Origin of the sequence: Klenkia terrae, assembly GCF_037083865.1 — a bacterium.
Lineage (GTDB): Bacteria > Actinomycetota > Actinomycetes > Mycobacteriales > Geodermatophilaceae > Klenkia > Klenkia terrae.
In genome coordinates, this window is the sequence record NZ_JBAPLV010000001.1 from 1 (window position 1) to 19,916 (window position 19,916).

Annotated in this window: 16 protein-coding genes; 12 read left to right on the forward strand and 4 right to left on the reverse strand. The window is 73.8% G+C overall.

Annotation, left to right across the window (positions count from 1 at the left end):
* Positions 1-56 precede the first annotated feature (56 nt).
* Entirely contained in the window at positions 57-1,328 is a 1,272-nt protein-coding gene (locus UXQ13_RS00005) for an ABC transporter substrate-binding protein (protein WP_225234282.1), read from the reverse strand.
* Between the two features lie 231 nt (positions 1,329-1,559).
* Here UXQ13_RS00005 and UXQ13_RS00010 point away from each other — a divergent pair, with 231 nt between their 5' ends.
* The 6 genes from UXQ13_RS00010 to UXQ13_RS00035 all read left to right on the forward strand — a co-directional run bounded on the left by UXQ13_RS00010 (position 1,560) and on the right by UXQ13_RS00035 (position 9,896).
* Positions 1,560-2,600: a LacI family DNA-binding transcriptional regulator gene (locus tag UXQ13_RS00010; protein ID WP_225234283.1), complete on the forward strand. Its 1,041-nt coding sequence runs from the start codon at positions 1,560-1,562 to the stop codon at positions 2,598-2,600.
* A 152-nt stretch (positions 2,601-2,752) separates the two neighbouring features.
* Positions 2,753-4,375: a VWA domain-containing protein gene (locus UXQ13_RS00015; RefSeq protein WP_225234284.1), complete on the forward strand. Its 1,623-nt coding sequence runs from the start codon at positions 2,753-2,755 to the stop codon at positions 4,373-4,375.
* 57 nt (positions 4,376-4,432) lie between these two features.
* Entirely contained in the window at positions 4,433-6,028 is a 1,596-nt protein-coding gene (locus tag UXQ13_RS00020) for a circularly permuted type 2 ATP-grasp protein (RefSeq protein ID WP_225234285.1), read from the forward strand.
* Positions 6,022-6,972 carry an alpha-E domain-containing protein gene (locus tag UXQ13_RS00025; RefSeq protein ID WP_225234286.1) on the forward strand — a complete coding sequence of 317 codons (951 nt, stop codon included), beginning with the start codon at positions 6,022-6,024 and terminating at the stop codon, positions 6,970-6,972. Before UXQ13_RS00020 ends, UXQ13_RS00025 begins: the two co-directional genes overlap by 7 nt.
* A 5-nt stretch (positions 6,973-6,977) precedes the next feature.
* Positions 6,978-7,931 carry a transglutaminase family protein gene (locus UXQ13_RS00030; RefSeq protein WP_225234287.1) on the forward strand — a complete coding sequence of 318 codons (954 nt, stop codon included), beginning with the start codon at positions 6,978-6,980 and terminating at the stop codon, positions 7,929-7,931.
* 159 nt (positions 7,932-8,090) lie between these two features.
* Positions 8,091-9,896, forward strand: coding sequence for an ABC-F family ATP-binding cassette domain-containing protein (locus UXQ13_RS00035; RefSeq protein WP_225234288.1), 1,806 nt, complete (start codon positions 8,091-8,093; stop codon positions 9,894-9,896).
* A gap of 3 nt (positions 9,897-9,899) precedes the next feature.
* On the opposite strand, the gene UXQ13_RS00040 is transcribed toward UXQ13_RS00035, so the two are convergent.
* Entirely contained in the window at positions 9,900-10,274 is a 375-nt protein-coding gene (locus tag UXQ13_RS00040) for a helix-turn-helix domain-containing protein (RefSeq protein WP_225234289.1), read from the reverse strand.
* 68 nt (positions 10,275-10,342) lie between these two features.
* Here UXQ13_RS00040 and UXQ13_RS00045 point away from each other — a divergent pair, with 68 nt between their 5' ends.
* The 6 genes from UXQ13_RS00045 to mnhG are packed head-to-tail and all read left to right on the forward strand — an operon-like array spanning position 10,343 to position 16,811.
* The gene (locus UXQ13_RS00045) at positions 10,343-13,318 is read left to right on the forward strand and encodes a Na+/H+ antiporter subunit A (protein ID WP_336391591.1); all 2,976 of its coding nucleotides are present in this window, start codon (positions 10,343-10,345) and stop codon (positions 13,316-13,318) included.
* Positions 13,315-13,902: a Na(+)/H(+) antiporter subunit C gene (locus tag UXQ13_RS00050; protein WP_336391592.1), complete on the forward strand. Its 588-nt coding sequence runs from the start codon at positions 13,315-13,317 to the stop codon at positions 13,900-13,902. The genes UXQ13_RS00045 and UXQ13_RS00050 overlap by 4 nt, the downstream gene beginning before the upstream one ends.
* Entirely contained in the window at positions 13,902-15,482 is a 1,581-nt protein-coding gene (locus UXQ13_RS00055) for a Na+/H+ antiporter subunit D (RefSeq protein WP_225234292.1), read from the forward strand. Before UXQ13_RS00050 ends, UXQ13_RS00055 begins: the two co-directional genes overlap by 1 nt.
* Positions 15,479-16,060, forward strand: a complete 582-nt coding sequence (locus UXQ13_RS00060; protein WP_225234293.1) for a Na+/H+ antiporter subunit E — start codon at positions 15,479-15,481, stop codon at positions 16,058-16,060. Before UXQ13_RS00055 ends, UXQ13_RS00060 begins: the two co-directional genes overlap by 4 nt.
* Entirely contained in the window at positions 16,057-16,386 is a 330-nt protein-coding gene (locus tag UXQ13_RS00065) for an MrpF/PhaF family protein (protein ID WP_225234294.1), read from the forward strand. Before UXQ13_RS00060 ends, UXQ13_RS00065 begins: the two co-directional genes overlap by 4 nt.
* On the forward strand, positions 16,383-16,811 hold the full coding sequence (gene mnhG / locus UXQ13_RS00070; protein ID WP_336391593.1) for a monovalent cation/H(+) antiporter subunit G: 429 nt from the start codon (positions 16,383-16,385) through the stop codon (positions 16,809-16,811). The genes UXQ13_RS00065 and mnhG overlap by 4 nt, the downstream gene beginning before the upstream one ends.
* A gap of 77 nt (positions 16,812-16,888) precedes the next feature.
* On the opposite strand, the gene UXQ13_RS00075 is transcribed toward mnhG, so the two are convergent.
* Together UXQ13_RS00075 and leuA are read right to left on the reverse strand one after the other, a co-directional pair.
* Positions 16,889-17,899 carry a hypothetical protein gene (locus tag UXQ13_RS00075; protein WP_225234296.1) on the reverse strand — a complete coding sequence of 337 codons (1,011 nt, stop codon included), beginning with the start codon at positions 17,897-17,899 and terminating at the stop codon, positions 16,889-16,891.
* Between the two features lie 163 nt (positions 17,900-18,062).
* Positions 18,063-19,793, reverse strand: coding sequence for a 2-isopropylmalate synthase (gene leuA / locus UXQ13_RS00080; protein ID WP_225234297.1), 1,731 nt, complete (start codon positions 19,791-19,793; stop codon positions 18,063-18,065).
* Positions 19,794-19,916: the final 123 nt, after the last annotated feature.

Sequence of the window (19,916 nt, forward strand, 5' to 3'; positions counted from 1 at the left end):
GGGGGGGGTGGGGGCGCGGGGGGGGGGGGGGGTGCCCCCCCGGGCCACCGCGGGGATCAGCCGGTGACCTGCTCGATGGCCGCCAGTGCGTCGGCGTAGGCCTGGTCGGGGTCGCGGCTGCCGTCGGCCACCGAGGTCAGGGCCGCCGAGAAGGCGTCCTGGATCTGGGTGTCGTACTGGCTGATCGGGGTGCGCTGGACCGCGGCTGCGGCGTCGCCGAACACCTGCCCGATGGCCGCGTCGCTGAAGTACGCGCTCGTGGCACCGGCTACCTCCGGGCTGTCGGCCGCGACCGAGCTGGACGGGAAGAAGCCCTGCTCGGTGAACATGCGGATCTGCTGCTCGGGGGCGGTCAGCCACTCGACCAGCGCGGTGGCCTCCTCGACGTGCTCACCGCTGCTCGGGACCCCGAGCCACGAGCCGCCCCAGGTGCTGCCGGCCTCCGACTGCCCGGGCAGCGTGGCGATGTTCCACAGCCCGGAGCCCTCGTCGCCCATCTGCGAGGTGATGTAGCTGAGCATCCAGGACGGGCAGGCGATCGTGGCGAACGCGCCGTTGGTGAAGGCGGCGTTCCACTCGTCGCTGAACTGGGCGAGCCGGGCGGTCAGCCCGTCGCCGGCGGCCTGGCTGGCCAGGCCCCAGGCGGTCTGCACCCCGTCGCTGTCCTCGACGACGGGGTTCCCGTCCTCGTCGGCGTAGGTGGTGTCGCCCTGCCGGACGGCGGGGGCGAAGACGCTGTTGGGGCTGTCGACGAAGGCGCTGTCCTGCTGCCGGGTCGGCGAGGCGAGGTACTGCTGCCCGGTCGCGAGGTACTCGTCCCAGGTCGGCCACAGCGCGCTGACCGCGGCCGGGTCGGTGGGCAGGCCGGCCTGCTCGAAGAGGTCCTGGCGGTAGCACATGGCCTGCGGGCCGGCGTCGGTGCCGAGGCCGATCACCCGACCGTCGTCGGTGCTGGCCTGGTCCCACTTCCAGTCGTAGTAGTTGCCCTCCAGCTCGTCGGCGTTGTTCGCCGCCGCGAAGTCGACGAAGGCGTCGGCGTTGTTGGCGGTCACGTCGGCGATGAAGCCGATCTCCAGGCCCTGCACGTCGGCCATGCCCGAGCCGGCGGCCAACCGGGTCTGCAGCGCCTGGTAGTACGGCCCGGACTGGGCGACCACGCTCTGCTCGATCCGGATGTCCGGGTTCAGCTCCATGTACTCGTCGTAGAGACCCGCCTCCTCGTAGCCGAAGGTGCCGTAGAGGCCCAGGGTCAGGGTGGTCTGGCCGTCCTCGCCGCCGTCGCCGCTGTCGCTGCCGCCGCAGGCCGAGGTGAGCAGGGCGAGGGACACAGCTGCCGCAGCAGCCGCCCGAGCCCGCCGGGATACCAACATGGAACCTCCAGTGTGAGCCGCCGGGTCGGTGCGCCGATGCCCTCCGACGGGGGCCGTGAGAACGCTCTCACGGCTTGCGAGATGGAGAGTGGCTGGCGTCACAGCAGCCTGTCAAGCAGCTGGGAGAAATTCGTGGGAGCGCTTCCACGAGCCCTTCCCAGACGGCTCCCCGTGCCGCACGATGGCCCCGTGACCACGGACCTGACGACGAGCGCCCCGGCGACCGGGCCGCCGACGCTGGACGAGGTCGCGCTCCTGGCCGGGGTCTCCCGGGCGACGGTGTCGCGGGTGGTGAACGAGTCGCCCAAGGTCAGCCCGGAGGCCCGGGTCGCCGTCCAGGCGGCGATCGCGCAGCTGCGCTACGTGCCCAACCGGATGGCCCGCAGCCTGGTCACCCGGCGCACCGACACCATCGCGCTGGTGCTCAGCGAGCCCAACAGCCAGGTCTTCTCCGACCCGTTCTTCGCCAGCATCGTGCACGGGGTCTCCGCCGCCCTCGCCGAGACCGAGCTGACCCTGGTCCTGCTGACCGCCCGCGACGCCCGCGAGCAGCAGAAGATCGCCCGCTACGCCCGGCAGGGGCACGTCGACGGCGTCGTCCTGATGTCACTGCACAGCGAGGACCTGCTGCCCGACATCCTCACCGAGGCCGGCGTCCCGCTGGTGTTGTGCGGACGGCCCTACGACGGCCGGTCGGTGGCCTACGTCGACGCCGACAACCAGGGCGGCGCCCGGGTGGCCACCGAGCACCTGATCGGCCTGGGCCGGTCCCGGGTGGCCGTCCTGACCGGGCCGATGGACATGATCGCCGGCGTCGACCGGCACGCGGGATGGGTGGCCGCGACCACCGACGCGGGCCGTCGTCCCGACCCGGCCCTCGTCGCGCACGGCGACTTCACCGAGGCCGGCGGCGAGGCGGCGATGGCCCGGCTGCTGGACCAGGCGCCCGACCTCGACGCGGTCTTCGTCGCCTCCGACCCGATGGCCGTGGGCGCGCTGCGGGCGCTGCGGGCGGCCGGGCGCCGGGTGCCCGAGGACGTCGCGGTGGTCGGCTTCGACGACGCGGACGTGGCGCTGACCAGCGACCCGCCGCTGACCACCGTGGCGCAGCCGCTGGACGTGATGACCACCGAGCTGGTGGAGCTCCTGGGTCGCCAGATCGACGGCCGGGCCGAGCCGGCGGAGTCCCGCACCTGCCCCACCCGGCTCGTCCGGCGGGCCTCCGCCTGAGCCGGACGGTGCCCGGGGCGTGACACGACGTCGCGACACCCCAGGCGGGGGCGTCCTCCGTCCGGGTGACCGGGGGGGCGATCGGGCCGATCCCGCCTAGCGTCCGCGACAACCGGGCTGTCCGCGAGCCCCGCAGCCAGGAGACCTCCCCGATGGGCCGCCACACCCCGACCCGGCACGCGCAGTCGACCCCTCCCCGCCGGCGGGGTCTGCCGGTGGCGGTCGCCGTGGTCACCGTCCTGGCGCTGGCCGCCGTGGTGTGGGTGGTGACCCGGCCGTCGGGGGCGACCACGCCGGCCGCCGACGCCGAGGCCTGCCGGGTCGACGCCGCCGTCCGGGTGACCGTGGTCCCCGAGATCGGGGCGCTGGTCCGCGACCAGCTCGCCGGGCCGATCCCGATCGGCGGCTACCGGTGCGCGGTCGCCGAGGTGCGCACCGAGCCGCCGCTGCAGACCTCGGGAGTCCTGGCCGGCAGCGACCTCGGCACCCAGCCCCAGATCTGGGTGCCCGACGACGTGTCCTGGGCGACCCGGGCCGGGGCGACCGTCGACGCCGACGGGACCGAGCTGGGCCAGACCTCCCTGGTCGTGGCCACCAGCCGGGCCGTGGCCGACGGGCTCGGCTGGTCGACGACGCCGCCGACCTGGGCCGAGGCCGCGGGCCGGGCCGTGCTGCCCGGCCCGTCCGAGGCCGCCGGGCTGATCGCGCTTGCCGCGCTGCAGTCCAGCGCCGGGCCCGGTGAGCTGGGGGACACGGCCGTGGTGCAGGCCGTGGTGTCGGCCGGCCGCGCCGGGACCGGCACCGAGCAGGCGCTCGCCGCGGCCGTCGCCGGTGCCGACGACGCGCCCGTGGTGGTGGCCACCGAGCAGCAGGTCGCCGCGGCCTCGGCGGACGGCGCCGGCGACCTGGCCGTGGTGGTGCCGTCCGAGGGTGCCCCGGTGCTGTCGCTGCCGGTGCTGCGCACGGCCGCCGGACGCGGTGACCCCGCAGTCGACGCGGTGCTCGAGCGGCTGGCCGCGACGGCTGCCGACGGCACCGCGGTCCGCGACGCCGGCTGGCGGGACACCACCGGCCGCGCCGCGGGCGACGCCGCGCAGCCGCCGGTCTGGGAGCTCGCCGCCGACGCGGTGGCCGCGCTGCCCGGCCGGCTCGCCGACCTGGCCACGCCCAGCCGGTTGCTCACCGTCGTTGACACCAGCGCCTCCATGGACGCCGCCCTCGGCGAGGGCACCCGGGCCACGCTGGCCCGCGACGCGCTGACCTCGGCCCTGGCCGTCCTGCCCGACCGCACCGTCGGCGGGCTCTGGGTCTTCGCCGCCCGGCTGGACGGCGCCCAGGACTGGCGCGAGCTGGTCCCGCTGCGGCCCTTCGGCACCCCGGTGGACGGCCAGACCCAGCGCGAGCTGCTGGCCGACCGGTTCGGCGAGCTGCCCGACCTGCTCACCGCCGGCGGGACGGGGCTCTACGACACCGCGCTGGCGGCCGTGCGGTCGGCGCGGGAGTCCTACGACCCGGGCGCGGTGAACACCGTCGTCCTGCTCACCGACGGCACCGACGACGACCCGTCGGGCATCGGCGAGGACGAGCTGCTGGCCACCCTGGCCGCCGAGGTGGACCCGGCCCGGCCGGTGCAGGTGGTCGCCGTCGGCATCGGCCCGGACGCCGACCAGGGCGTGCTGCAGCGCATCGCCGAGGCCACCGGCGGCGCGGCCTACCCCGCGGTGGAGGCCGACGACCTGCAGACGGTGCTCTTCGAGGCCCTGCAGAACCGCTGACCGGTCCTCCGCGCGCGCCGAAACGCGCCGTTCACGGCCGGGAACTAGGTTCGCCGCATGGCGGACCTCTTCGACGGCTACCCCCTCGGGGAGCAGTGGGACGAGATGTTCGGCGCGCCGGCCCAGCCCAGGCCGCCGTACGCCGGGCTCTTCAGCTCCCTGCAACCCATGTCGGGCGAGGAGCTCGCCGCCCGCGCGGACGTGCTGAGCCAGACCTACCGCGACGCGGGTGTCACCTTCGCGCACGCCGGCGAGGAGCAGCCCTTCCCGCTGGACATCGTGCCGCGGGTGATCGGCGCCGACGAGTGGGCGCACATCGAGCGCGGCGTCGCCCAGCGGGTGCACGCCCTGGAGGCGTTCCTCGCCGACGTCTACGGCGCCGGGCAGGTGTTCGCCGACCGCATCGTGCCGCGCAGCGTGATCACCACCAGCGCGCACTTCCACCGCGCCGCGCATTGGCTGGTGCCGCCCAACGGCGTCCGCGTGCACGTGAGCGGCATCGACCTGGTCCGCGACGAGGCCGGGGACTTCCGGGTGCTGGAGGACAACCTCCGCAGCCCGTCGGGCGTCAGCTACGTGATCACCAACCGCGCGGCGATGAGCCAGGTGCTGCCCGAGCTGTTCGGCGACCACCGCATCCAGCCGGTCGCGGACTACCCGACCAAGCTGCTCGCCGCGCTCAAGGCCTCGGCGCCCTCCACGGTCGGGGACCCGACGGTCGTCGTCCTCACCCCGGGCGTCTACAACTCCGCGTACTTCGAGCACGCCCTGCTGGCCCGCCAGATGGGCGTCGAGCTGGTCGAGGGCCGCGACCTGGTGTGCTCCGGCGGCCAGGTCAGCATGCGGACGACGGACGGCCAGCAGCGGGTCGACGTCATCTACCGGCGGATCGACGACGAGTTCCTCGACCCGGTGCACTTCCGGTCGGACTCCGTGATCGGCTGCGCCGGCGTGCTCAACGCCGCCCGCGCCGGCCGGGTGACCATCGCCAACGCCGTCGGCAACGGCGTCGCCGACGACAAGCTGATCTACACCTGGGTGCCCGACCTCATCCGCTACTACCTGGACGAGGAGCCGGTGCTGGCCAACGCCGACACCTACCGCCTGGACGACGTCGACGCCACCGAGTGGGTGCTTTCGAACCTGGACTCCCTCGTGCTCAAGCCGGTCGACGGCTCCGGCGGCAAGGGCATCGTGATCGGCCCGCGCGCCGACGAGAAGACCCTCACCGAGCTGGCCGTCAAGGTGCGCGCCGCCCCGCGGGACTGGATCGCGCAGAAGCCGATCGGGCTCTCGACGTCCCCGACGCTGATCAACGGCAAGATCGCCCCGCGGCACGTGGACCTGCGGCCGTTCGCGGTCAACGACGGCACCGACGTGTGGGTGCTGCCCGGTGGCCTGACCCGGGTGGCGCTGCCGGAGGGGGAGCTGGTGGTCAACAGCAGCCAGGGCGGCGGCTCCAAGGACACCTGGGTGATCTCCGGGCCGCGCCCGGTGGAGGAGCCGGTGCCCGACCGGACCCAGATCGAGTTCACCACCGCCGACCTGCCCGCCGAGCCCCCCGCGCAGGACCCGGGCCCGGCCAACGACAACGCGGTCGCCCAGGGCCAGCAGCAACAGCAGCAGCAGCAGCAGGAGGTGACGTCGTGCTGAGCCGGATCGCGGAGTCGCTGTTCTGGATCGGTCGGTACGTGGAGCGGGCCGACGACACCGCCCGCATCCTCGACGTGCACACCCAGCGGCTGGTCGAGGACCCGTGGATCGACGAGCAGCGGGCCTGCCACAACCTGCTCGCGCTGATGGGCGTGCCCTGCCCGCTGGAGGAGGCCGACACCGAGCGGGTGCTGGCCACCCTGGCCTTCGACCGGGTCGCCCCGAGCTCGATCGTCGGCGCGCTGTCCGCGGCCCGGGAGAACGCCCGCGGTGCCCGCGAGGTGCTCTCGGCCGAGATCTGGGAGTCCCTCAACGTCACGCACAACGCGCTGCCGCAGCAGCGCACGATGGCCCGCCGCTACGGCCCGCACTCGCTCTACCGGTTCGTCCGGGAGCGCTCGGCGATGGTGTTCGGCCTGGCCGACGCCACGATGAGCCGCGACGAGAGCTGGCTGTTCCTCATCCTCGGCCGCTCGCTGGAGCGGGTCGACATGACCAGCCGGATGCTGTCCACCCGCGTCCTGGCCGGGGACGCCGCGCCGTCCTGGACGCTGGTGCTGCGCTCGACCGGGGCCTACGAGCCCTACCTGCGCACCTACCGGGGAGCGGTGAACTCCAGTCGGGCGGCGGAGTTCCTGCTGCTGGACCGGCTGTTCCCGCGGTCGGTGTTCGCCGCGCTCGAGCAGGCCGAGGGCTGCCTGGCCGAGCTGGAGCGCTCCAACGTCCGCGACGGCCACCGGATCGGGGTCTCGGGGGAGGCGCACCGGATCGTCGGCCGCGCCCGCACCATGCTCGAGTTCATGGGCACCGACGAGATCCTGGCCAAGCTGCCCACCCGGCTCGACGAGCTGCAGCGCACCTGCTCGGCCGCCAGCGAGGCGGTCACCAGCAGGTTCTTCACCGAGCAGGCCCCGCAGGTGTGGGTCCCGGAAGGCGTGGGGTGACCTCGATGTCCCAGTCCCAGAGCCAGCGGCTCCCCGAACCGGTGACCGGTCCGCTGCCCCGCGCCGCCGTGCCGCAGACCGGTCAGCTGCAGAGCCAGGCGCCCGCCCAGGGGGTCGAGCGGTGGCGGCTGCAGATCGTGCACCGGACGAAGTTCTCCTACGCCGGGCCGGTCCGCAGCTCCTACAACGAGGCCCGGATGACGCCGGAGAACACCACCCGGCAGACCACCCTGCGCTCGCGCGTCGAGGTCGAGCCGGCCGCGACCATGCACGCCTACCGCGACTACTGGGGCTCCACGGTCACCGCGTTCGACCTGCACGGACCGCACCGCGAGCTCGCCGTGGTGGCGACGTCGGTGGTCGAGGCCGGTCCCGAGCCGGAGCAGGCCGCGGTGGTGAGCTGGGAGGCCCTGGCCGACCGGGACGTCGTCGACCGGTTCGGCGAGATGCTGGCCCCGACCCGGCTGACCGCCATGGACCCGCCGGTGGTGCGGGCGGCCCGCGAGGTCATCGGGGACGCCGACCCGCGCGAGGCCGGCCACCGGATCTCGCGGTTCGTGCACGACCACATGCAGTACCTGTCCGGGTCCACCAACGTGAAGACCAACGCCATGCAGGCCTGGACGTCGGGCAAGGGCGTCTGCCAGGACATGGCGCACGTGTCGGTGGGCCTGCTGCGCTCCCTCGGCATCCCGGCCCGCTACGTGTCGGGCTACCTGCACCCCAAGCCGGGCGCGCCGATCGGCGAGGCGGTCAAGGGCGAGAGCCACGCCTGGGTGGAGTGGTGGGACGGCTCCTGGACCGGCTACGACCCGACCAACGTCGTGGAGATCGGCACCCGGCACGTGACCCTGGGGCGTGGGCGGGACTACAAGGACGTGCCGCCGCTGAAGGGCATCTTCTCCGGCCCGCGCAGCGAGGGGCACTCCGTCGTCGTCGAGGTCACCCGCCTGGCCTGAGGCCCGGGACCACGGCCGCCGTCCCCGGCGTCGATCAGCTGCGACGAGCAGCATGCATCCTGGGCCACCGACGTCGGCGGCTGAGGATGCACGCCCGTCGTCGGACCTGATCCACGCCGTGCGGAGTGGGTGGCGGGGACCTGGGAGGATGGAGTCCTCATGACGACTCCGCTCAACCTGGTCTCGCTCGAACGCGTCTCCAAGGCCCACGGCACCACCTCCCTGCTCGACGACGTCTCCCTCGGCATCTCCGCCGGCGAGCGGATCGGCGTCGTCGGCCGCAACGGCGGGGGCAAGTCCACCCTGCTGTCGGTGCTGACCGGGGCCGAGCCGCCCGACTCCGGCCGGGTCACCATGCGCAACGACATCGCCATGGGTGTCCTCGACCAGGCCGGCACGCTGCCCGAGGGCACGACCGTGCACGACGTCGTCCTCTCCGGCTACGCCGCCGAGCACGAGTGGGCCGCCGACCCCGCCGTCCGCTCGGTGCTGACCGGCCTGGAGCTGGACCGGCTCGGCCTGGACGCCCCCGTGGCGCCGATGTCCGGTGGCGAGCGCCGCCGCGTCGCGCTGGCCGCGCAGCTGGTCCGGCCGCTGGACCTGCTGGTCCTCGACGAGCCCACCAACCACCTGGACGTCGAGGGCGTCGCGTGGCTGGCCGAGTACGTCAAGCAGCGCGCCGGCGGCATGGTGGTCGTCACCCACGACCGCTGGTTCCTCGACGAGGTCTGCACGACCACGTGGGAGGTCGCCGACGGCTCGGTCTACGCCTACGACGGCGGCTACTCCGCCTACACGCTGGCCCGCGCCGAGCGCGCCCGGATCTCCAGCGTCACCGAGGAGCGCCGGCTCAACCTGGTCCGCAAGGAGCTCGCCTGGCTGCGCCGTGGCCCGCCGGCCCGGACCAGCAAGCCCAAGTTCCGCATCGACGCAGCCCAGGCGCTGATCGCCGACGAGCCGCCGGCCCGGGACAAGCTGGCGCTGGCCAACTTCGCCGCCCGCCGGCTGGGCAAGACGGTCTTCGAGCTCGAGCACGTCGACTACGCCGTCCCCACCGAGGACGGGCCGCGCACGCTGTTCCGCGACCTGGACTGGAACGTCGGCCCGGGCGACCGGATCGGCATCGTCGGGGTCAACGGCGCGGGCAAGACGTCGCTGCTGAAGCTGCTGGTGGGGGAGAACCAGCCGGACGCCGGCGAGGTGAAGACCGGCCAGACCGTGTCGGCGGCCTACCTGTCCCAGCACGTCACCGAGCTGCCGCCCAAGGCGCGCGTGCTCGAGGCCGTGCAGGACGTCGCCCGGGTGGCCCGGCTGGGCAACCAGGAGATCTCCGCCTCCACGCTGGCCGAGCGGTTCGGCTTCGCGGCCAGCCGGCAGTGGACCCCGGTCGGGGACCTCTCCGGCGGCGAGCGGCGACGGCTGCAGCTGCTGCGGCTGCTGATGGCCGAGCCCAACGTGCTGATCCTCGACGAGCCCACCAACGACCTGGACATCGACACCCTGACCGCGCTGGAGGACCTCCTCGACGGGTTCCCCGGCACGGTGCTGGTGGTCAGCCACGACCGGTACTTCGTCGACCGGGTCTGCGACACCGTCGTCGCGCTGCTCGGTGACGGCTCGCTGGCCCAGCTGCCCGGCGGCGTCGAGGAGTACCTGCGGCGGCGGGCCGCCGGCGGCGCGCCGCTCACCACGGCCGCGGGTGCCTCCAACGGCCTCGGGACGACGGCGCAGGCGCCCGTGGTCAGCGCGGCCGAGGCCCGCGCCGCCCGCAAGGAGGTGCAGAAGCTCGAGCGCCGGATGCTCAAGCTCGACGCCGACGAGAAGAAGCTGCACGGCCAGCTGCTGGACGCGGCGACCGACCACGCGAAGGTCGCCGAGCTCAACGCGCAGCTGATCGCCGTCCAGACCGAGAAGGAGCAGGTCGAGACCGCCTGGCTGGAGGCCGCCGAGCTCGCCGACGCCTAGGGCTCACGCGGGTGGGGGAGCCGGCTCCTCGTGGTGGCAGCGGCGCTGGTGGTCCAGGACGTCGCTGAGCCGCAGCCGGCGGTGGCTGCCGGGCTGGTCGTAGGGGATCAGCCCGTGGTCGAGCATCCGGACCAGGGTCGGACGGCTGACCCCCAGCAGGTCGGCCGCCTCCTGGGTGGTCACCATCCGCTCGTGCCGGGTCAGGGTGACCGCGGCCCCGTCGACGAAGGCGTCGGCGACGAACTCCAGGGCCTCGGCGAGCGCCGCGGGCAGCGTGATCTCCGTCCCGTCCACCCCGCGCAGGCACCACGGGCCGCGCGGCAGCGCGGGCGGAGCGGACGGCGGGTGCACCGTCGACTCGCGCAGGTGGTGGTCCACGGGGCACACTGTAAATCGAACGAAACGAACGCGCGCGCCGATCGGCGTCCGATCTCCCCGGGAGACCTGTGGGCCTGCTCCTCCTCGCACACCTCGTGGCCGCCGTCCTGGCGCCGCTGCTGGTGCGCTGGTGGGGGCGCTCGGCGTACTACGCCCTGGCCCTCGTGCCGGCTGCCGGGTTCGCGTGGCTGGCCGCCCAGCTGTCCACCGTGCTGGACGGCGGCACCGTCGACGAGCGGACCACCTGGATCCCGGCGCTGGACCTCGACGTCACGCTGCGACTGGACTCCCTCGCGCTGGCGGTGGCCGCGCTGGTCACGGGGGTCGGCGCGCTGGTCTTCGTCTACTGCGCGCGGTACTTCGAGCCCGGCGACGAGGGGCTGGGCCGGTTCGCGGGCGTCCTCATGGCCTTCGCCGGCTCCATGCTCGGTCTCGTCGTCGCCGACGACATGCTCCTGCTGTACGTGTTCTGGGAGCTGACCACCGTCTTCTCCTTCCTGCTGATCGGCGGCAGCGGCGCCAAGGTCGCCGGGCGCCGCGCCGCGCAGCAGGCGCTGATCGTGACCACCGCCGGCGGGCTGGCCATGCTGGTCGGGCTGATCATGATCGGCCAGGCCAGCGGCAGCTACCTGCTCAGCGAGGTCGTGGCGAACCCGGGCACCGGCCCGGTGGTGACCGTCGGCGTCCTGCTGGTGCTGGCCGGCGCGGTCACCAAGTCGGCCATGGTGCCCTTCCACTTCTGGCTGCCGGCCGCCATGGAGGCGCCCACGCCGACCAGCGCCTACCTGCACGCCGCGGCGATGGTGAAGGCCGGCATCTACCTGGTCGCCCGGCTCGCGCCCGGCTTCGCCGACACCCCGGGCTGGAAGCCGGTGGTGATCGGGCTCGGCCTGGCCACCATGCTGCTGGGCGGCTACCGGGCGCTGCGGCAGTACGACCTGAAGCTCCTGCTGGCCTTCGGCACGGTCAGCCAGCTGGGCTTCCTGATGGTGCTGGTCGGCACCGGCAGCCGGGAGGCCGCCGCGGCCGGCATCGCGATGCTGCTGGCCCACGGCCTGTTCAAGTCCACGCTCTTCCTCGTCGTCGGCGTGGTCGACCACACCTGCGGCACCCGGGACCTCCGCGAGATCAACGGCCTCGGGAAGCGGCTGCCCGTGCTGGCGGTGATCGCGTCGCTGGCCGGGGCGTCGATGGCCGGGCTGCCCCCGCTGCTGGGCTTCGTCGGCAAGGAGGCGGCGTTCACCGCCTTCCTCGACGGCGGCCTGGAGAGCCGGGTCTGGGCCTCGCTCACCCTGCTCGGGCTGCTGCTCGGGTCGGTGCTCACCGTCGCCTACACCGCGCGCTTCCTGTGGGGCGCCTTCGGCACCGGCGGGTCGCTGCGGCGCTGCGCCGCCGACCGGCCGAGCCCTGAGCACCTGCACCGCCCGGGACCGGCCTTCCTCGCCGCGCCCGCCGTTCTCGCCGTCCTCGGGTTGCTCGCCGGGCCGTTCTCCGGGCTGCTCGAGCCGCTGGTCGCGCCCTACGCCGACACCCTGCCGCTGGTCGCGGAGGAGGCCGAGGAGTTGGCGCTCTGGCACGGCTGGCAGCCGGCGCTGCTGCTGTCCCTGGTCACCCTCGGCGGCGGCCTGGCGCTGTTCGCCGCCCGCGACCTCGTCGCCCGGCTGCAGCGCCGGGTGGCCGTCGACGCCTCGGCCGACGAGGGCTACTGGCACACCATGCGCGGCCTGGACGTCCTGGCCCAGAACACCACCCGGACCACCCAGCGCGGGTCGCTGCCCACCTACCTCGGCGTGATCCTGGTCGTGCTGGTCGCGCTGCCGGGCTCGATGCTGGTCTTCCGCGCGCCCTGGCCCGACGACCTGCGCGCCTGGGACACCCCGGCCCAGGCGCTGATCGGCCTGGTCGTCCTCGGTGCCGCGGCGCTGGCCGTCCGGATCCGGCAGCGGCTGTCGGCGGTGCTGGTGGTCGGGGTCACCGGCTACGGGGTCGGCCTGCTGTTCGCCCTGCAGGGGGCGCCGGACCTGGCGCTGACCCAGTTCCTGGTCGAGACGCTGACCCTGGTCACCTTCGTGCTGGTCCTGCGCAAGCTGCCCAAGGACATCTCCGACCGGCACCGGGCCAAGGAGCGCACCGCCCGCGGGCTGATCGCCGTCGCCGTCGGCCTGCTCATGGGCGGGGTGGGCATCGTGGCGCTCGGCGCCCGGACGGCGACCCCGGTGTCGGTGGACTACCCGCAGCAGGCCTACGACTTCGGCGGCGGCGAGAACATCGTCAACGTGATCCTGGTCGACATCCGGGCCTGGGACACGATGCTCGAGGTGTCGCTGCTCGTCGTGGTGGCCACCGGCGTGGCCAGCCTGGTCTTCCTCCGGGAGCGCACCGGCTCGGTCGCCCGGGCCACCGGCGAGGTCAGCACCTCCGAGGCCGCCCGCCGCGCACCGCGCGACCGCTGGCTGGCCGCCAGCGCGACCCTGGCCCCGCAGCGCCGGTCGGTCATCCTCGAGGTGGTCACCCGCGTGCTGTTCCACACGATCGTCGTCCTCAGCGTCTACCTGCTGTTCAGCGGGCACAACGTGCCCGGCGGCGGGTTCGCCGGCGGCCTGGTCGCCGGCCTCGCGCTGGTGCTGCGCTACCTCGCCGGCGGCCGGTACGAGCTCGGCGAGGCCGCGCCGGTCGACCCGGGCAAGCTGCTGGGCGGCGGTCTGCTGCTGGCCGGCGGCACCGGGATCGCCGGGCTGGTGCTGGGCGCCGACGCACTGCAGACCACGATCCTGCAGGGCACCTTCCCGGTGCTCGGCGACGTCAAGCTCGTCACCGCGCTGTTCTTCGACACCGGGGTCTACCTGATCGTCATCGGCCTGGTGCTCGACGTCCTCCGCAGCCTCGGCGCGCAGATCGACGCCGACGACGAGGCCGACGACGACGAGGACGACCGGCCCTCCGAGGACGGCGACGGCAGCGGCACCGGTGCGGTCGGCGCCGGGGTGGGCGCGTCCCGACCTGGTGACCCCCGACCCCCGACCCCCGAGGGAGGCGACCGATGACCCCCACGATCGTGCTGCCGGTCATCGTGGCCGGGCTCTACGCCGCCGGCGTGTACCTGCTGCTGGACCGCAGCCTGACCCGCGTGCTGCTGGGCTTCCTCCTGCTGGGCAACGCCACGAACGTGCTGCTGCTGTCCGCCGGCGGGGTGGCCGGGCTCGCCCCGATCCTCCCGGTCGACGACGAGTCGGCGATCAACGACCCGCTGCCGCAGGCGCTGGTGCTCACCGCCATCGTCATCACGTTCGGCATCTCCGCGTTCGTGCTGGCGATGATCTACCGGTCGTGGCGGCTGGTCCGCGACGAGGTCGTGCAGGACGACGCCGAGGACCTCCGGGTCGCCACCCGCGAGGAGATCGACGCCGACGAGCGCGACCCCGAGCTCATGGACCCCGCCGACCGCGGGCCCGGGGACGGGTTCACCGTCGAGGCCGGCCCGCGCCGCGACGATCCGGAGACCCCCTCCGACGACGTCGCACTGGGCCTCGCGGGGGCCGTCGAGGCCGAGAACGAGTCGGCCGAGGCCAAGGCCGTGGGCGAGGTCCGTCGGACCCCCGCCGGCGGCCACGGGCGGGACAAGTACTGATGGACGACGTCATCCGGGTGCTCACCCCGCTGCCGGTGCTGCTGCCGCTGCTCGGGGCCGCCGGCGCGCTGCTGGTCGGCCGGCACCCCCAGCTGCAGCGGACGCTGAGCATCGTCGTGCTGAGCGCGGTGCTCGCCGTGTCGGTGTCGCTGCTGGTGATGGCCGACTCGCAGGGCGCCACGTCGGTGTCGGTGGGCGGGTGGCCGGTGCCGCTGGGCATCGTGCTGGTGGTCGACCGGCTGAGCGCGCTGATGCTGGTCGTGGCCAACACCGTGACCCTCGGCGTCCTGGTGTTCGCCGTCGGCCAGGGTGTCGCCGACGGGGACGAGACCGACACCCCGCTGTCGATCTTCCACCCGACCTACCTGGTGCTGGTCGCCGGCGTGAGCAACGCGTTCCTGGCCGGGGACCTGTTCAACCTCTACGTCGGCTTCGAGGTGCTGCTGGCGGCCAGCTACGTGCTGCTCACCCTGGGCGGCACCGCGGGCCGCATCCGGGCCGGCATCACCTACGTGGTGGTCAGCCTGATGAGCTCGCTGGTCTTCCTGGCCGCGATCGGGCTGGTCTACGCCGCCACCGGCACGGTCAACATGGCCCAGCTCGCCGTCCGGCTGGGCGAGCTGCCGGCGGGCACCCAGGTGCTGCTGCAGTCGATGCTGCTCGTCGCGTTCGGGATCAAGGCCGCGGTGTTCCCGCTGTCGGCCTGGCTGCCCGACAGCTACCCGACCGCCCCGGCGCCGGTCACCGCGGTGTTCGCCGGGCTGCTGACCAAGGTCGGCGTCTACGCGATCATCCGGACCAACACGCTGCTGTTCCCCGACGGCGCGCTCGACGACCTGCTGCTGTGGGCGGCGCTGGCCACGATGGTGGTCGGCATCCTCGGCGCGGTCGCGCAGACCGACGTCAAGCGCATGCTCTCGTTCACCCTGGTCAGCCACATCGGCTACATGGTGTTCGGCATCGCCCTCGGGACGACGGCCGGCTTCGCCGGCGCGATCTTCTACGTCGTCCACCACATCGCCATCCAGACCACGCTCTTCCTGGCCACCGGCCTGGTCGAGCGCCGCGGCGGGACGACGAACACCGAGAAGCTGGGCGGGCTGGCGAAGGCGTCCCCGCTGTTGGCGATCCTGTTCTTCGTGCCGGCGATGAACCTGGCGGGCATCCCGCCGCTGTCGGGCTTCATCGGCAAGCTCGGGCTGCTGGAGGCCGGCGTCGCGGTCGGCGGGGTGGGGCCCTACGTGCTGGTCGGCGGCGCCGTCGTCACCAGCCTGCTCACCCTGGTGGCCATCGCCCGCGTCTGGGGCCGGGCGTTCTGGCGGCCCCGCTCGGTGGACACCGCCGACGAGGACGTCGCCGAGGTCCGCCCGGCGGCCGGCACCGCCACCACCACCGCCGAGATCGCGGAGAACCGGCTGCCGCGCACCATGGTCGCCGCCACCGCCGCGTTCGTGGCGGTCACGCTGGCGATCACCGTGTTCGGCGGCGTCCTGTACGGGGTGGCCGACCGGGCCGCGACCGACCTGCTGGACCGCACGCCCTACCTCGAGTCGGTCTTCGGCGACCAGGAGATCCGGTGACCGCGCGGGTGTCCCGGCTGCGCCACCAGCTGCCGCTGCTGGTCTGGTTGGTCGTGGTCTGGAACCTGCTGTGGGGCACGTTCTCCTGGGCGAACCTGCTCGGCGGCGCCGCCGTCGCGCTGGTGGTCACCACGCTGCTGCCGCTGCCGGCGGTGGAGGCCTCGGGCCGGTTCCGCCCGCTGGCCGCGATGCGCTTCGTCGGCCGGTTCCTGGTCGACCTGCTGATCTCCAGCGTCGAGGTGTCCTGGCTGGCGTTCCGGCCCGGCCGGCACCGCTCGGCGATCATCACTGTGCAGCTGCGCACCGACTCCGACCTGCTGCTCACCGTCATCGCCGAGGCCCTGTCGCTGGTGCCCGGGTCGCTGGTGCTGGACCTGGACCGGGAGCACTCGGTGATGGCGATCCACCTGGTGCAGGTGCGCGACCTCGAGCACGTCGAGCGGCAGCGGGCCAACGTGCTGGGCATGGAGGACCGCGTGGTGCGGGCCTTCGGCTCGGCCGAGGACATCGCCCGGCTCGACGAGCCCGGCACGCAGACCCCGGAGACCGAGGGGACCGAGAGGATGAGCCAGCAGTGACCGTCGTGGCGATCGTGTGCTTCGCGCTGCTGGGCGCCGGGGCCGTGCTGATCCTGGCCCGGCTGGCGATGGGGCCCTCCCTGCTGGACCGGGTGGTGTCCACCGACGCGCTGCTGGTGACCATCGCCTGCGGTATCGCCGTCTACTGCGCGGTCTACCGGGACATCTCGCTGGAGCCGGTGCTGCTGGTGGTGGCCCTGCTGGCGTTCGTCGGCTCGGTGTCGGTGGCCCGCTACATCGGCGGCATGCTGGTCGCCGCCGAGACCCCCGCCGACGCCACCCCGTCCGACGCCGACCTCGCCGGCCGCCCGGAGGGCACCCCGTGAACGCCGCCGACCTCGTCGCCTCGATCTGCCTGGTCGCCGGCTGCTTCCTCTGCCTGACCGCAGGCCTGGGCCTGGTCCGGTTCCCCGACGTGCTCAACCGGATGCACGCGGCCACCAAGCCGCAGGTGCTCGGCGTGCTGCTGGTGATGACCGGGGCGGTCATCCGGCTCACCGGTCAGCCGATCGTGTGGATGCTGGTGCTGGTCGCGGTGTCCCAGCTGATCACCGCGCCGGTCAGCGCGCACATGGTCAGCCGGATCGCCTACCGCCGCCGGCACGTGCGCCGGGACCTGCTGCTGGTCGACGAGCTGGGCACCCCGCCGGCGCCGCTGCCCGACCGCCCGCACCCGGTGCACCCCGAGGGCGACCCGGACGCCGACGAACCCGCCGACGGCCCCGAAGCCGACTCCCGCACCACCTCCTAGCGCCCTTCCGGCGAGGGTGGGCCGCGGTGGTAGGGGTGAGCCGCTGTCGACGGCGGCTCACCCCACCACGGCGCGGCTCACCCCCGGGACGTCGGCGGCCGCAGCCGCCCGATGTCGCGCTGCACCGCGGTGAACGGCTGCAGCGCCGGCACGGGCGCCGCCACCTCCCGCGCCACCCTCGCCTCGAACGCCGCCCAGCCGGACCCGATGTCCACCATCGTCGGCCGCACGACCCGGATGCCGAGTGCCCGGACAGCATCCTCGGCCCGCTTCTCGGCCCACAGCACCTCTGCCGGGTCCCGACCGCCGTACGGGTCGGTGAACTTGATCTTCCCGTCGGTCTCGAAGCCGATCGCCTGGGCGCGGAGGTACCCGTCGAGCACCTTGACCAGCCGTCCGCCGGCCCAGATCTCCACCTGCAGCTCCGGCTCGGGCAGCCCGGCAGCCAGGTGCCGCACCCGCCACGCGCTCTCCAGCCACGACTCCGACCGACCGTTCGAGCGCTCCACCGCCCGACGGGCCAGCGGTGTCCCGCGGACGAACCGTGCCCGCTGCACCGCGAGGTCGAGGGCCTCGCGGGTGACCTGCCCGCGCAGCAGGGCGCGGTCCAGGGTGGCGACCGCGTCGAGCTCGTCGAGCTCGCGGCAGAGGTCCACGAGGGTGCGGGCAGCACTGGTCACCGTGAAGGGGCCGCGGCGGGCGAGGTCGCCCACCGGAAGCTCGGCACGGGTCATCCGGTAGTCGGCGCCGGACCGCCACCGCGTGGGGTCGACGAGTCGGTGCTCGCCGTCCCCGGCCCCGAACGTGGTGATGCCGGTCAGCTGCGCCGCCGTGCGGTGGCTGAAGGCGGCGGTCGGCCGGTCCAGGTGCCGCTGCAGGGCGAGCAGCTCCAGGTGCAGGCGACGGCCCGCGGTGGCCCCGTCCAGGTCGGCCGTCGCGCAGTAGAGACCGCGGCGCAGGGCCGTCCAGCTGCCGGAGGCGAGCCTGCTGCGCACCTCGGCGTCGGTCCATCCCGCAGCCCGCGCCTGCTCCCGGCTGAAGACCTGCTCGGTCCACGACGTCGACGGGCGAGGTTGCAGCGCGGTCATGCGGCGAGGCTGCCTGCCCCGACGGAGGTCAGGGGTGCTGCGACGACATCTGTGGATGCCGCCTCCGCCTGTGGACGGCGAGGGTGAGCCGCGGTGGTGCGGGGTGAGCCGCGGTCGACGGCGGCTCACCCCACCACAGCGCGGCTCACCCGCGCCGGCTACCTCAGCGGAGGGCGCGGTTGACGGCGCTGACGACCGCGCGCAGGGACGCCGACACGATGTTGGGGTCGATGCCGACGCCCCACAGCACGCGCTCGCCGACGGCGCACTCCACGTAGGCCGCGGCCCGGGCGTCGCCGCCGGAGGAGAGGGCGTGCTCGGCGTAGTCCAGCACCCGGACGTCGACGTCGATGCCGTGCAGCGCGTCGACGAAGGCGGCGATCGGGCCGTTGCCCCGACCGGTCAGGCTCACCGGGACGCCGTCGTCGGTCAGCTCGACGGTCATCTCGTCGGGCCCGCCACCGCCGGCGACGTGCCGGTGCCCGGTCAGCGCCAGCCGGCCCCAGGGCGCGTGCGGGTCGGGCAGGTACTCCGAGGAGAACGCCGACCACATCTGCTCCGCGGTCACCTCGCCGCCCTCGTCCTCGGTGTGCCGCTGCACGACGGCGGAGAACTCGATCTGGAGCCGCCGGGGCAGGTCCAGCTGGTTCTCGGTCTTCATGATGTAGGCGACGCCGCCCTTGCCGGACTGGCTGTTCACCCGGATCACGGCCTCGTAGCTGCGGCCGACGTCCTTGGGGTCGATCGGCAGGTACGGCACGGCCCACGGGATGTCGTCGACGCCGACCCCGGCGGCCGCGGCGTCGGCCTTCATCACCGCGAAGCCCTTGTTGATCGCGTCCTGGTGGGAGCCGGAGAACGCGGTGTAGACCAGGTCGCCGCCGTAGGGGTGCCGCTCGTGCACGCCGATCTGGTTGCAGTACTCGACGGTGCGGCGGATCTCGTCGATGTCGGAGAAGTCGATCTGCGGGTCGATGCCCTGGCTGAACAGGTTCAGCCCCAGGGTCACCAGGTCGACGTTGCCGGTCCGCTCGCCGTTGCCGAACAGGCAGCCCTCGATGCGGTCCGCGCCGGCCCGGTAGCCCAGCTCGGCGGCCGCGACCGCCGTCCCGCGGTCGTTGTGCGGGTGCAGGGAGAGCACGACGGAGTCCCGGCGGCCCAGGTTGCGGTGCATCCACTCGATCTGGTCGGCGTAGACGGTCGGCTCGGCCATCTCCACGGTCGCCGGCAGGTTGAGGATCGTCGGGTTGTCCGGGGTGGGCTCCCAGACGTCGGTGACCGCGTCGCAGATCTCGACGGCGAACTCCAGCTCGGTCCCGGTGAAGGACTCGGGGGAGTACTCGTAGCGGATCTCGGTCTCCGGCATGCCCTCCGCCAGCTTGCGCACCAGCCGGGCGCCGTGGACGGCGATGTCGACGATGCCGGCCTTGTCGGAGTTGAAGACGACCCGGCGCTGCAGCGTGGACGTCGAGTTGTACAGGTGCACGATCGCCTGCTTCGCCCCGACCAAGGACTCGAAGGTCCGCTCGATCAGCTCGTCGCGGGCCTGGGTCAGCACCTGGATGGTGACGTCGTCCGGGATCAGCCCGTCCTCGATCAGCTGCCGGACGAAGTCGTAGTCGGTCTGGCTGGCCGCGGGGAAGCCGACCTCGATCTCCTTGTAGCCCATGCCGACCAGCAGCTCGAACATCCGGCGCTTGCGGTCGGGGGTCATCGGGTCGATCAGCGCCTGGTTGCCGTCGCGCAGGTCGACCGCGCACCAGCGCGGGGCCACCGTGGTGGTGCGCTCGGGCCAGGTGCGGTCGGGCAGCGGGACGGCGGCGAACGGCGCGTACTTGCCGATCGGCATCGCCGAGGGCTGCTGGGTGTTGCGGGCGTGCGGGTGGGTGCTCATGGCGGTGGCTCTCCTGGTGTGCCGAGGTGTGCGGTCCGGCAGCGCGGGGTGGGCACGCGCGATCACCGCGGCGAGGGAGCCGACCTAGGAGAGGGCCTCGCCGCGGCGGATAAGGAGGAGGCT